Source organism: Tsukamurella sp. NPDC003166, assembly GCF_040611135.1.
In the GTDB taxonomy this organism is placed as follows: Bacteria; Actinomycetota; Actinomycetes; order Mycobacteriales; family Mycobacteriaceae; genus Tsukamurella.
Genome location: NZ_JBEXNL010000002.1, coordinates 277,198 through 290,040, shown reverse-complemented (window position 1 = coordinate 290,040; position 12,843 = coordinate 277,198). Strand labels below are relative to the sequence as shown.

Genomic DNA, 12,843 nt, shown 5'->3' with positions numbered 1-12,843 from the left:
ATCGAGACAATGTGACTCGTTATAGAACGATAACAGATATTCGAGACACTGTGTACCGTTAATCTTCGCCGACAACGCCGCAGGCACCGCCCCCAACGGGAACGGTGCCTGCAGAAGGTCCGGCCGGCTCAGTCCGGAAGCCGCAGCTCGGGCTTGTCGAGCTCCTCGATGTTGACGTCCTTGAAGGTCACCACGCGGGCCTGCTTGAGGAACCGCGCCGGGCGGTACATGTCCCACACCCACGCGTCGGTCATCCGCACCTCGAAGTAGACCTCGCCGTCCGCGTTGCGCGGGATCAGGTCGACCCCGTTGGCCAGGTAGAACCGACGCTCCGTCTCCACCACGTAGGTGAACTGACTCAGCACGTCCTTGTACTCGCGGTACATGGACAGCTCCATCGCGGTCTCGTACTTCTCGAGATCCTCTGCGCTCACGTCGCCCTCCTCACCTCAGGTCATCGTTCGTAACCGCTCCAGGTTACCGCGCCGCCGCGGCGCCGGCCGCCGACGCGGCCAGTGCCGCCCGCACGTTCTGATAGCGCAGGCGATGCTGGCTGCTCGGGCCGAGCTCCCCCAACGCCGTCATGTGGACCGCCGTCGAGTAGCCCTTGTGCACCGCGAAGCCGTAACCCGGGAAGTCACCGTCGAGCTCCGTCATCACCCGGTCGCGCGTCACCTTGGCCAACACGCTGGCCGCGGCGATGCACGACGCGGAGGCGTCGCCGCCGATCACCGGCAGCGACGGAATGCCGAGCCCGGGCACGGTGAAACCGTCGATGAGCACGTACCCGGGACGCACCTGCAGGCCGGCCACCGCGCGCCGCATCCCCATGATGTTCGCCACGTGCACCCCGATCCGGTCGATCTCCGGCGCCGGGATCGACACCACTGACCAGCTCACGGCCAGTTCGAGGATCTTCGGATACAGCTGCTCGCGCGCGTTCTCGGTCAGCTTCTTCGAGTCGTCGAGGCGCGCCAGCGACGGCGGGATCCGCGCCGGCAGGATGCAGGCGGCCACCGTCATCGGGCCCGCGCACGCGCCGCGCCCGGCCTCGTCGATCCCCGCGACGGGGCCGAGCCCCGCCCGACCCAGCACCGTCTCCAACGTGCTCAGGCCCGACGATGCCCTTACCACGGGCCGCGGGGGCCATCGGTCCCGCACGGCCGATCAGCCCTGCTGCGGGTTGATCGCCTTGACCGTCTGCCAGCGGCTGAACGGGTAGATGATCGCGACGACCTTGCCGCGGATGTCGGCCTTGGGGATCGTTCCCTGCAGCTCGTCCTCGAGGTGGTAGCGCGAGTCCGCCGATGCCATCCGGTTGTCACCCATGACGAAGACATTGCCCTCGGGGACCGTGATCGGCCCGAAGGGCTTGCCCCAGCACGCGTCCTGGTCCTTGGCGAAGGCCTTGGCGTTCTCCGCGATGTAGGGCTCCACGAGCTTGCGTCCGTTCACCGTGACACCGGTCTCGGGGCGGCACTCGATCTTCTGGCCGCCGACGGCGATCACGCGCTTGACCAGATCGTTCTCGTTCGGCGGCTGCAGGCCCACGTACGACAGCGCCTCCTGGACGCCGCGGATGATGGTGTTGTCCGAGCGCACCTTCTGCACGGGATCCAGCCCCCACGACGAGGTCGGGCCCTTGAACACGATCACGTCGCCCGGCTTCGGGTCACCCGTGAAGTAGCTGATCTTCTGCGTCACGATGCGGTCCCCGGTGCAGCCTGCGCAGCCGATCAGGGTGGGCTCCATCGACTCCGACGGCACGTACCACTGCCGGCCGACGAAGGTCTGCAGGCAGAAGCTCAGCACCAGCGCGACCAGGACGATCGCTCCGACCTCGAGCGGCCAGTTGGTCTTCTTCTCGCGCTTCGCCTTCTTCTCCCCCGCACCGTCCGACGGTGCCGGGTCCGTTTCGGGTGCCGCGTGCCGTCCGCCCGTCCGACGGTCGGCCGTCGGCTCGCCGCCGTCGGCCTGGTCGGGGTTGTCCGGGGAATTCGTCTGCTCGGGCACGGGTACACACTACCGAGCGGGCATCACGCCCGGAGAAACAGCCGCTCCCCGCAGATGTCCTCGCGCGCCACGGGTATTCGCGGGGCGACGGAGCACTTCTGCGGGGAGCGGTGAGGTCTGCTGCCGGGCCGGAGCCTAGATCAGCGCTTCTCCTTGATCTTGGCGGCCTTACCACGCAGGTCGCGCAGGTAGTACAGCTTCGCGCGACGGACGTCACCACGCGTGAGGACGTCGATCTTGGCGATGTTCGGGGAGTGCACGGGGAAGGTGCGCTCCACACCGACGCCGAAGGAAACCTTGCGCACGGTGAAGGTCTCGCGCACGCCGCCGCCCTGGCGGCGGATCACGACGCCCTTGAACACCTGGACGCGCTCCTTGCTGCCCTCGATGACCTTGACGTGCACGTCAAGGGTGTCGCCGGGGCGGAAGTCGGGCACATCGCTGCGCAGGGACTGCTGGTCAATGAAGTCGAGCGTGTTCATCGCTGGATCATCCGTTTCTTACATGTCTTCGCGAGCAGAGGACCCTGGCGGCCCGTCGCGACTACTGCCGCGGGGGTTCGACCGGTTCGTACTCCTGTCCTGCCGACTGCGCCGCAGTCGGATACACCCGGGCAGCACGCAGCCCGGGCAACCTGTTGATTGTGCCAGATCGGCGCCGGTTCTTCGAAATCGTCAGGCGGCGGGCCATGGACCTCGGTCGACGGGGCGGCGCCGGCGCGGGCACGACGGTGCGATCCAGCTCGCGTTCCGCGTCCTCCCGCAGGTGCGGCAGCAGGTCAGGGCGGCCGGCCATGAGCTCCTGCACCGCGATCTTCGCGCGGATCAACGGTCGGCGGACCCGGCGCTCGCGGCGCAGCGCGCGCAGCATCCGCCGGGAGCTCGTCTCGTACCGCCAGCGCGCCCACGGCGAGCCCGGCCGCGCCAGCCGTATCGCGCCGATGAGCAGCAGTGGGAAGAAGAACAGGCCGACGAGCCCGGTCCAGATCTTGCCTTTGAGCAGCACGATCGCGGCCGTCCCGAGACTGATCACGCCGAACAGGATCTGCGCCGCCCGCTCGGGCGAGTCGCGGAACCCCGCGATGTCCACGAGGTCCAGGGGCCGCAGCCCGAGCAGGAGCAGCCCGGTCACCGCGACCGCGACGAACACGGCGTCGACGGAGGCGCGCCCCTCCTCCTGCCAGTACACGTCGCGCAGGTACAGGATCAGCGCGAACTCGTCGAGGATCAGCGCCGCGCCCAGCCCGAAGACTCCGGCCAGTACCGCGGCCGTCGTCTGGGTGGCCTTGTCGAAGTTCGCGATGAGGCCGATCGCCGAGCCCATGCAGAGCACCACGCCGAACACCATGTGGTGCACGTGCAGGCCGCCGGGCGTGACATTGCCGAACCACCACCGCACGTTCGCCCGGATCAGCCGCACGCTGATCCGGATGCAGACGAAGCCCACGATCAGCCCGACGAAGAAGGCGAACAGCGGCAGCCGTCCCGCCTCCACGATGTCGTGCCGGAACCAGGTGGACATGCCTCCAACCTACGGCGCGGACCGTCACCGCAGGTCGGAACGCCGCGCGGCGCTACTTGCCGAAGCCGGCCTGGCGCAGGGCGTCGGCCATCGAGCCCGACGGTGCCTGCTCCCGCCCTCCGCGCTGCCCGCGGCCGCCCTGCTGGCCGCCACGGTTCTGCCCGCCGTGGCCTCCCCGGCCCTGCCCACCGCGCGGCTGTCCACCACGATCGCCGCGCTGGCCGCCGCGATCGCCGCGGTCACCGCCTCGCTGCCCGCCGTCGCGCGGGCCGCGCTGCTTGGGGGCGGCATCGTCGTTCAGGCGGAGCGAGAGGCCGATGCGCTGCCGCTCAACGTCCACGTCGACCACCTTGACCTTGACCACCTGGCCGGACTTGACCACCTCGTGCGGGTCGGAGACGTACCGGTCGGACATCGCGGAGACGTGGACGAGGCCGTCCTGGTGCACGCCCACGTCGATGAACGCGCCGAAGGCGGCCACGTTGGTCACCACGCCCTCGAGCACCATGCCCGGCTTCAGGTCGGACACCTTCTCCACCCCCGCGGCGAAGGTCGCGGTGGCGAACGCCGGACGCGGATCCCGGCCGGGCTTGTCGAGCTCGGCGAGGATGTCGGTCACCGTCGGCACACCGAACCGCTCCGACCCGAACTCGAGGGCGAGCTCGGCGACCAGATCGGCCGGGCGCAGCTTCGCCAGCGCCGCACTGTTGCCGATGAGCTCGGCCAGCTGCAGACCCGAGCGGTCCAGGATCTTCCGCACCACCGGGTACGCCTCGGGGTGCACGCCGGACGCGTCCAGCGGGTCGTCGCCGCCGCGGATACGGAGGAAGCCTGCGCACTGCTCGAAGGCCTTCGGGCCGAGCCGCGGGACGTCCAGCAGGCCGGACCGGCTGCGGAAGGCGCCGGACCGGTCGCGGTACGCGACGATCGCCGCGGCCAGCGACTCGGAGACGCCCGACACGCGCGCGAGCAGCGGCACCGACGCGGTGTTCAGGTCCACCCCGACGGCGTTCACCGCGTCTTCGACCACCGCGTCCAGCGATTTCGCGAGGCTGGCCTGCGACACGTCGTGCTGGTACTGGCCCACGCCGATCGACTTGGGGTCGATCTTCACCAGCTCGGCGAGCGGGTCCTGCAGCCGGCGGGCGATGGACACGGCGCCGCGGAGCGAGACGTCCATGTCCGGCAGTTCCTGCGAGGCGTACTCCGACGCGGAGTAGATCGACGCGCCGGCCTCGCTGACGACGGCCTTCGCGGGGACGCGCGCGCCGGCCTTCTTGATCTCCCCGAGCAGCTCGGTGGTCAACGCGTCGGTCTCCCGCGAGGCAGTGCCGTTGCCGATCGCCACGAGCTCCACGTCGTGCCGGGCGATGAGGGCCGCCAGCAGCGCCTTGCTCTTGTCCCACTGGTTCTGCGGCTGGTGCGGGTAGATGATGAGCGTGTCCAGCACCTTGCCCGTGCCGTCGACCACGGCGGTCTTCACGCCGTTGCGGAAGCCCGGGTCGAGCCCCAGCGTGGGCCGGGTGCCCGCCGGCGCGGCCAGCAGCAGGTCCTTGAGGTTGGTCGCGAACACGTTCACCGCGTCCTCCTCGGCGCGCTGCCGGAGCCGGGTGCGGGCGTCGACGGTCGCGGAGACCATCAGCTTGGTGCGCCACGCCCACCGCGCGACGGTGCCCAGCCACTTGTCGGCCGGCCGGCCCTGGTTCGAGATCCCCAGCACGGCCGCGACCATCGCCTCGTAATCGGCGTCCTCACCGCCGTCGAACTGCAGGGAGAGCACCTCCTCCTTCTCCCCGCGCAGCACGGCGAGCACCCGGTGCGAGGGCATCTGATCGAGCGGCTCGGAGAACTCGAAGTAGTCGCGGAACTTCTGCGCCTTCTGCGGGTCCGCGCCCTCCCGGACGCCGGTGCGCAGGGTCGAGTCGCCCCAGAACTTCTCGCGGACCGTGCCGACGAGCTCCGCGTCCTCGGACGCCCGCTCGACGAGGATGTGCCGCGCGCCCTCGAGCGCCGCCGCCGCGTCCGCGACGTTCTCGCCGAGGAACTCCCCCGCCAGCTCCTCGGGAACCAGCGTGGGATCGGCCAGCAGCCGTTCGGCCAGCGGGGCGAGGCCGTTCTCCCGCGCGATCTGCGCCTTGGTGCGCCGCTTGACCTTGTACGGCAGGTAGATGTCCTCGACACGGGCCTTGGTGTCGGCGGCGAGCAACGCCGCCCGGAGCTCGGGCGTGAGCTTGCCCTGCTCCTCGATCGAGGCGATGACGGCGGCCCGGCGGTCGTCGAGTTCCCGCAGGTAGCCGAGCCGCTCCTCGAGGGCACGCAACTGCGCATCGTCGAGGCTGCCCGTGACCTCCTTGCGGTACCGGGCGATGAACGGCACCGTCGACCCCTCGTCCAGCAGCTGGATCGCTGCGGCCACCTGGTTCTCCCCCACCGAGAGCTCCTCGGCGATGCGGGCGGATACGGACTTGCTCGGCGCGCTCGAATTCACGCGGCCACCCTACCGGCGGCCACCGACGAGTTCGGCGATCACCGGCTCCGTGGCGCCGCACACCATCACCGCCTCGTACGCGACATCGGCCAACGCCTCCCCGCCGTCGCGGACGAGGAAGTGCAACGCCGACAGCGCCCGCGCCGCCTGAAAGCCCAGGACGTAGCCGGTGTGGTCACCGTCGCGACGGCACCGGTGGGCGGCCCGGTCGAGACGCTCGACCGCCGCGGCCAGACGGTGCGCCTCCCCGCGCCGGGACCCCGGCGCCCGTCGTTCGTCGAGGAGTACCTCGCCGGCGTCGTCGAGCCGCGGATCCGCCGCGCGATCCAGCGCGCCGGCCACGAGGGTCACGCCCGCGGCGTGCCGACGATCCGCGGCCACGGCGGCGACCGCATCCGCCAGGTCCGGCAGGCTAGTCGACCTGTGCATCGGCGTCCCCTCCTCCCGTGGCCCACGCGTCGCCCGACCAGCTCGGCGCGAAGCCCGACGCGCGCAGGTGGTCGCACACCTCGTCGGGCGGCGGGATCGCGCCGACCACCGGGCCGGGCGCGAAGCCGCGGGCGGCGCAGAAGGTGGCGATGGACAGCTCCGGCCATTCCTCGTTGCCCGCGGCGAGCTCGCCGTCGCGCAGCACCACGCCGGGCCGCAGGTAGCCGTCGAGTTCGGTGGTGCCGATGAGCCGCCAGGGCCGGCCCGCCTCGTCCACGACCTCCGCGACCGCGATCCGCACCCAGGTCCGCGCCGCGCCGCCGATCGCCCCGCACAGCTCCCGCAGCCGCAGGTCCAGGTCCGCGGGGGCCGCGGCCGGCACGGCGTAGTGCGCCGCGCGGTGGGCACCGTCGGACCCGAGCGACCGGCCGAGCATGCCCAGGCCGGCCAGGGGCGCCATCGTGCCGACGGCGGAACCGTGCCCCGCGGCGAGGGACGCGGACCGTCGCTCGGCCTCCTCCGCCGCATCCTCCGTCTCGGCCCGGCCCCGCAGTTCGGCCAGGTCCGCGGCCTCGTCCGCCGCCGGATCTCCGGGCGGCCGGCCGCCGCGGGCCTCGAGACGCGCGAGCCCGGTCCGGGCGGCGATGCCGGTCATCCGCGAGCGTGTCTCGTCGACGAGGACCGCGTAGTCGCCGACGAGGGCCGCTCTGGCGTTGTCGAGCTCGCCGGCCCGGACCAACACGTCCGACGGTGCCCGCACGCCCAGCCGGGCGGCGATCCGCCGTGCCTCGGCGTGCGCGGCGCGGTACTGCTCGGCGGCGCCGGTGAACTCGCCGGGCGAGCGGGGCCAGAACTCGGGGTCGGTCATCCCGCGGCCTCGATCGCCTCCGCGGCGGCCTGATCCGCAGCCATCGCGGTCCGGGCGCCGGTGCGGATCCGCTCGGCGAGCGCCCGGAGCTCCGCGACGGACGACGCATGCAGCTCGCGCGCCGCTGCGTCGGAGACGACGGGGGCCGCGCCGAGTGCGCGCGCATACCTGTCCTCGGGGAACGGAAGGGCGGCCGGCGCGGGGATCGCCTCGGCGAGAGCGTCGACGGTGCGCGCGAGCCGCTCCCACGCCGCCGGTTCCAGGTCGAAGATCATGCGGGCGTCCGGGCGATCTGGGCGCGCCGCGCGTAGTGCTCGCGCAGCGAATCGGCCGCGCGCTCCGCGAGCTCGACGATCAAGGGCCCCAGCCGTTCCGGCGGGTGCGCCCGGGCCGACGCCGGCGCGAGTTCGACGTCGACCAGGTGCCCGCGCACGTCGACGGTGACCGCCACCGTGCGATCCTTCGAGCGCGCGGTGACCCGTGCGGTGCGGAACTCCTCGTCGAGGCGTGCCAACTCGGCCTCGCGCCGCTCGACCTCCGCCAGGAGGGCAGCGGCACCGCGAGCACCGTCGACGACAGCCATGATTCCCCGCCCATCCCGGGCGCCCCCACGCCCGCTCCGGCCATCATGCCGCGCCGCGCGACGCGCCGGGGCCGATCTACGGAATCGGCGCCGGTGCGGGCAGTTCCACGCGCAGCCGCGCCCCGCCCGACGGCGACTCCCCGACCCGGATCGCTCCCTCGTGGGCCCGCACGATCTCGGCGGCGATGGCCAGCCCGAGGCCGGAGCCGTCGTCGTCCCGGGACCGACCCTCGTCGAGACGCAGGAACGGGCTGAAGACCTGCTCGCGATGCTCCGGCGCGATGCCGGGCCCGTCGTCGTCGACGTCGAGGACGACGGCACCGTCGACCTCCCGGACGGTGAGCGACACGGCCGACCGGGCGTGCCGCGCCGCGTTGTCGACGAGGTTCTGCAGGAGCCGCGTCACCTGCTGCCGGGAGCCCACCACGAGGGTCGCGGGATCGACGTCGACGGTGTACTCGACGTCCGTCGGGGGCCGCACGGGCCCGAGCACCTCGAACAGCGGCAGGATCTCCCGTTTGGGTTTCTCCCCCGCCTCGAGCCGGGCGAGCGTCAGCAGGTCGGTGGCCACCGACTGCAGCCGGTCCACGTCGATCAGTGCTTCGCGGACCGCGACGACGGGGTCCACCTGATCCGGATACGCCGCCGCCACCTCGAGGTCGGCGCGGACGGCGCCGATCGGTCCGCGCAGCTCGTGCGCCGCGTCGGCGACGAACCGCAGCTGCCGGTCGGACGATTCCTGCAGCAGCTCCAGCGTGTCGTTCATGGTCCGGGCCAGACGGGCCACCTCGTCGTCACCCGCGGGCTCGGGGACCCGCAGGCTCAGGTCACCGGAGGAGAGCTCACGGAGGCGCCGCTCGATGGCGCCGACGGGCCGCAGCACCCGGCCCGCGACGAACCACGCGATCAGTCCGGAGATCGCACCACCGAGCGGCGCCGTCGCCGGCGCGACGACGGCGTAACCGCTGAACACGACGACGCACGTCAACAGCGCGAGCTGCATCCGGACGGACCCGAGGCGCCTCACGGGCGGATCCGGTGGTCGTGGCCGCGCCGCGCCTCGACGGACGCGGCACCCAAGGGCGCGTCCACCGTGCGCCTCAGCGCGCTGATGTGGACCTCGTGCGGCGGGCGCCGGCCGTCGTCGGCGATCAGGATCCGGGTCAACGCCCCTCCCTCCACTCGAGCGCGGGCGGCACCCACCGCCCCGTCGGACTCGACGGTACCGCCCGCAACCGCTCTGCCTTTGCAGTACTACACGCGTCGGGGTGCGACGGCGCGCCACCCACCACTCGCGGCGGCGGTGGGTCCGGTTACCACGCCGATCCTCAGGAGCTCTGCGCAGGTGGGAGCAGGTCCGGTCGACGGTCCGCGGTCCGCGCGCGGGACTGTTCGCGGCGCCACTGCGCGACCTTGGCGTGGTCGCCGGACAGCAGTACGGGTGGCACCGTCAGGTCGCGCCAGGTCTCGGGGCGCGTGTACGACGGGCCCTCGAGGAGGCCGCCGGCACCGTCGGAGAAGGAGTCGTCCTGGTGGCTGAGCTTGTTGCCGAGCACCCCGGGGATGAGCCGGCCGAAGGCCTCGACCATGACGAGTACGGCGACCTCGCCGCCGATCAGCACGTAGTCGCCGATGGACACCTCGACCACGCGGACCCGCCGGGCGGCGTCGTCGAAGACGCGCTGGTCGATGCCCTCGTAGCGGCCGCAGGCGAACACGATGTGGTCCTCGTTCGCCCATTCGTGCGCCATGGCCTGGGTGAAGGGGACGCCCGCGGGCGTGGGGACGACGAGCAGCGCGTCGTCGGGGCAGACGTCGTCGAGCGCGGGGCCCCAGACGGTGGGCTTCATGACCATGCCGGGCCCGCCACCGTAGGGCGAGTCGTCGACGGCCTTGTGCACATCGTGGGTCCAGTCCCGCAGGTCGTGCACGCCGAACTCGAGGATGCCCTTGTCGACGGCCTTGCCGAGCAGCGCCTGTCGCAGCGGCGCGAGGTACTCGGGGAAGATCGTGATGACGTCGATGCGCATCATTCGGGGTCCAGGAGCCCCTCGGGCGGGTCGACGGTGACGACGCCACCGGCGATGTCGATCTCGGGGACGATCGCGGTGACGAACGGGATGAGGATCTCGCGGCCGTCGGGCGCCTTCACCGACAGCAGCTCCCCACCGGGCGCGTGCAGGACTTCGGCGATGACGCCCACGTCCTCACCGCCGACGGTGCGCACCGCGAGGCCCTCGAGTTCGTGGTCGTAGAACTCGTCCGGATCGTCGCTCGGCTCGACGTCGGCGGAGTCGATGAGGAACAGGGTGCCGCGCAGCTCGTCGGCCGCAGTGCGATCGTTCACACCCTGCAGACGCACGAGCAGCCTCCCGGAATGGTTCCGGGAGGCTGCCACCGTGTACGTCCGGGTGTTCTTCTCGCGGGGGCGCCGTCCGGTGAGGACGGCGCCGTCCGCGAAGCGGAGCTCGGGCGAATCGGTGCGCACCTCGACGACGAGTTCGCCGCGGATGCCGTGTGACTTGGCCACGCGGCCGATCACGAGCTCCATCGGGTCAGCGGACCCGATCGGTGTCGACGACGTCGATCCGGATTCCCTTGCCACCGATGCCGGTGACGAGGGTGCGCAGGGCGGTGGCGGTACGGCCGCTGCGGCCGATCACCTTGCCCAGGTCGTCCGGGTTCACGTGCACCTCGATCACACGACCGCGACGGCCGGTGATGAGGTCGACGCGGACGTCGTCCGGGTTCGACACGATGCCGCGCACGAGGTGCTCGACGGCATCAGCGACGACGGCACTCATTTACTCGCCCTCGGCCGGAGCCTCGGCGGCGGCCTCGGCCGGAGCCTCAGCGGCGTCGTCGGCCTTCTTCTCGGCCTTCTTCTTCGGCGTGGTGGCGGCCACGGCGGGCTCGTTGTCGGCCGCGGCGAGGGCGGCGTTGAAGAGGTCCAGCTTGGACGGCTTCTCGGCGGCGGTGCGCAGGGTGCCCTCGGCGCCGGGGAGGCCCTTGAACTTCTGCCAGTCACCGGTGATCTTCAGGAGGGCGAGCACGGGCTCGGTCGGCTGCGCGCCGACGCCCAGCCAGTACTGCACGCGCTCGGAGTCGATCGCGATGAGCGACGGCTCCTCCTTGGGGTGGTACTTGCCGATCGACTCGATCGCGCGGCCGTTACGGCGGGTGCGCGCGTCGGCGATGACGACCCGGTACTGCGGGTTGCGGATCTTGCCGAGCCGCGTGAGCTTGATCTTGACAGCCATGTGTCGTGTTCCTTCGTGTGTCGTCACGTGTGCAATTCAGCGATGCGTCAGGATGAGCGCACCCGGTTTTGCCGTCTTCATGCGTGACCGCCGGGCGGTATCTCAGCCGCTGCCGGTCAGCAGCGGTCCATTGTGCCATGTCGCGCGAGCTGCGCGAAATCGCCCGCGCTGCCGCTCCCGGCCCGCGGCGGTAGCGTTCGGTCATGTCCACCAACCCGCTCGACGACGACGCCGTCCTCATCCCCGCCTACGCCGGACGGCTCGGCACCGACCCCCTCCCCCGCGCCCGGCTCGCGGACGGTGAGACGACATCGGCCGAGGCCTACCGGTTCATCCACGACGAGCTGATGCTGGACGGGCAGTCGCGGATGAACCTCGCGACCTTCGTGACGACCTGGATGGAACCGCAAGGGCAGACCCTCATGGCCGAGTCCTTCGACAAGAACGCCATCGACCACGACGAGTACCCGGCCACCTCGGCGATCGACGCGCGCACGGTGGCGATCGTCGCGGACCTGTTCCACGCCCCCGGCCTCGACCCGGCGGACCCGGCGTCGGCGACCGGGACGACCACCATCGGCTCCTCCGAGGCGGTCATGCTCGCCGGCCTCGCCCTCAAGTGGCGGTGGCGCAAGGCCCGGCAGGCGCAGGGCCTCGACACGACTCGGCCGAAACTGGTCCTGGGCTCGAACGTGCAAGTGGTGTGGGAGAAGTTCTGCCGCTACTTCGACGTCGAGCCCGTGTACCTCCCGATCGAGCCCGGCCGCTATGTCATCACACCCGAGCAGGTGCGCGCCGCCGTCGACGAGCACACGATCGGCGCCGTCACGATCCTGGGCACCACCTTCACGGGCGAGTACGAGGACGTCGCAGGCGTGTGCGCGGCGCTGGACGAGCTCGCCGCGCAGGGCGGGCCGGACGTCCCGGTGCACGTCGACGCCGCCAGCGGCGGCTTCGTCGCCCCGTTCCTGGACCCGGACCTGCAGTGGGACTTCCGGGTGCCGCGGGTGGCGTCGATCAACGCCTCGGGCCACAAGTTCGGCCTCACCTACCCGGGCATCGGCTTCGTCGTCTTCCGCGACCGCGCGGCGCTCGACGACGATCTCGTGTTCCGGGTGAACTACCTCGGCGGCGACATGCCGACCTTCACCCTCAACTTCTCCCGTCCCGGCGCACAGATCATCGGCCAGTACTACAACTTCGTCCGTCTCGGACGCGACGGCTACACCAAGGTGATGCGGGCCCTACGCGGGACCGCCACCTGGCTGGCGAGGGAGCTCGGCGCCCTGCCGCACCTGCACGTCGTCACCGACGGCTCGGCCCTGCCCGTCGTCACCCTGACGATCGACGACGGTGCGCCGTTCACGGCCTTCGACGTCTCGCACGAACTGCGCGCGTACGGATGGCAGGTCCCGGCGTACACGATGCCGGCGGACGCGGAGGCTGTCACCGTCCTCCGGATCGTCGTGCGCGAGGGCTTCTCGGGCGATCTGGCGGGCCGGCTCCGCGACGATCTCGCCGCCGCGCTCACCCGGCTCGGCCGGACCGACGGGCCCGCCGATCGGCGCACCGTCTTCCACTACTGAGCGCCACTCGGGCGGGACACCGACACGCGGCTCGCGGCCCCGGCCTCCGCTCGCGGCTAGACTGGCGCACGAACACGGTCACCTCCGCGTGACGC

General features: G+C 71.7%; 17 protein-coding genes. 1 reads left to right on the top strand and 16 read right to left on the bottom strand.

What is annotated here, in order from left to right:
- Positions 1-128: 128 nt before the first annotated feature.
- The 16 genes from ABZX10_RS03630 to rpsP form a co-directional block, all read right to left on the bottom strand.
- Entirely contained in the window at positions 129-434 is a 306-nt protein-coding gene (locus ABZX10_RS03630; protein ID WP_068570439.1) for a DUF2469 domain-containing protein, read from the bottom strand.
- Between the two features lie 43 nt (positions 435-477).
- Positions 478-1,161, bottom strand: coding sequence for a ribonuclease HII (locus tag ABZX10_RS03625; RefSeq protein ID WP_355534605.1), 684 nt, complete (start codon positions 1,159-1,161; stop codon positions 478-480).
- A gap of 6 nt (positions 1,162-1,167) precedes the next feature.
- Positions 1,168-2,013, bottom strand: coding sequence for a signal peptidase I (lepB, locus tag ABZX10_RS03620; RefSeq protein WP_355534603.1), 846 nt, complete (start codon positions 2,011-2,013; stop codon positions 1,168-1,170).
- A gap of 140 nt (positions 2,014-2,153) precedes the next feature.
- Positions 2,154-2,495, bottom strand: a complete 342-nt coding sequence (rplS, locus tag ABZX10_RS03615; protein ID WP_019203499.1) for a 50S ribosomal protein L19 — start codon at positions 2,493-2,495, stop codon at positions 2,154-2,156.
- A 61-nt stretch (positions 2,496-2,556) separates the two neighbouring features.
- Complete coding sequence (locus ABZX10_RS03610; RefSeq protein ID WP_355534600.1) at positions 2,557-3,534, bottom strand: hypothetical protein; 978 nt, start codon at positions 3,532-3,534, stop codon at positions 2,557-2,559.
- A gap of 52 nt (positions 3,535-3,586) precedes the next feature.
- Positions 3,587-6,022 carry a Tex family protein gene (locus tag ABZX10_RS03605; RefSeq protein WP_355534598.1) on the bottom strand — a complete coding sequence of 812 codons (2,436 nt, stop codon included), beginning with the start codon at positions 6,020-6,022 and terminating at the stop codon, positions 3,587-3,589.
- 9 nt (positions 6,023-6,031) lie between these two features.
- Entirely contained in the window at positions 6,032-6,451 is a 420-nt protein-coding gene (locus ABZX10_RS03600; RefSeq protein ID WP_355534596.1) for a hypothetical protein, read from the bottom strand.
- Positions 6,435-7,319 (bottom strand): hypothetical protein, encoded by an 885-nt coding sequence (locus ABZX10_RS03595; protein WP_355534594.1) that lies wholly within the window; start codon positions 7,317-7,319, stop codon positions 6,435-6,437. Before ABZX10_RS03595 ends, ABZX10_RS03600 begins: the two co-directional genes overlap by 17 nt.
- On the bottom strand, positions 7,316-7,594 hold the full coding sequence (locus ABZX10_RS03590; protein WP_068570414.1) for a hypothetical protein: 279 nt from the start codon (positions 7,592-7,594) through the stop codon (positions 7,316-7,318). The genes ABZX10_RS03595 and ABZX10_RS03590 overlap by 4 nt, the downstream gene beginning before the upstream one ends.
- Positions 7,591-7,902 (bottom strand): YbaB/EbfC family nucleoid-associated protein, encoded by a 312-nt coding sequence (locus ABZX10_RS03585; protein ID WP_355534592.1) that lies wholly within the window; start codon positions 7,900-7,902, stop codon positions 7,591-7,593. Before ABZX10_RS03585 ends, ABZX10_RS03590 begins: the two co-directional genes overlap by 4 nt.
- Before the next feature lie 76 nt (positions 7,903-7,978).
- Positions 7,979-8,929: a HAMP domain-containing sensor histidine kinase gene (locus tag ABZX10_RS03580; protein ID WP_355534590.1), complete on the bottom strand. Its 951-nt coding sequence runs from the start codon at positions 8,927-8,929 to the stop codon at positions 7,979-7,981.
- On the bottom strand, positions 8,926-9,069 hold the full coding sequence (locus ABZX10_RS03575) for a hypothetical protein (RefSeq protein ID WP_355534588.1): 144 nt from the start codon (positions 9,067-9,069) through the stop codon (positions 8,926-8,928). The genes ABZX10_RS03580 and ABZX10_RS03575 overlap by 4 nt, the downstream gene beginning before the upstream one ends.
- A gap of 161 nt (positions 9,070-9,230) precedes the next feature.
- Complete coding sequence (gene trmD, locus ABZX10_RS03570; protein ID WP_355534851.1) at positions 9,231-9,932, bottom strand: tRNA (guanosine(37)-N1)-methyltransferase TrmD; 702 nt, start codon at positions 9,930-9,932, stop codon at positions 9,231-9,233.
- Positions 9,932-10,453 (bottom strand): ribosome maturation factor RimM, encoded by a 522-nt coding sequence (gene rimM, locus ABZX10_RS03565; RefSeq protein WP_355534586.1) that lies wholly within the window; start codon positions 10,451-10,453, stop codon positions 9,932-9,934. Before rimM ends, trmD begins: the two co-directional genes overlap by 1 nt.
- Before the next feature lie 4 nt (positions 10,454-10,457).
- Positions 10,458-10,706: an RNA-binding protein gene (locus ABZX10_RS03560; RefSeq protein ID WP_013126270.1), complete on the bottom strand. Its 249-nt coding sequence runs from the start codon at positions 10,704-10,706 to the stop codon at positions 10,458-10,460.
- Positions 10,707-11,162, bottom strand: a complete 456-nt coding sequence (gene rpsP / locus ABZX10_RS03555) for a 30S ribosomal protein S16 (RefSeq protein ID WP_068570418.1) — start codon at positions 11,160-11,162, stop codon at positions 10,707-10,709.
- A gap of 203 nt (positions 11,163-11,365) precedes the next feature.
- Between rpsP and ABZX10_RS03550 the strand changes: the two genes are divergently transcribed.
- A complete protein-coding gene (locus ABZX10_RS03550; protein ID WP_355534582.1) occupies positions 11,366-12,748 on the top strand; it encodes a glutamate decarboxylase in 1,383 nt (460 codons plus the stop codon).
- Positions 12,749-12,843 lie beyond the last annotated feature (95 nt).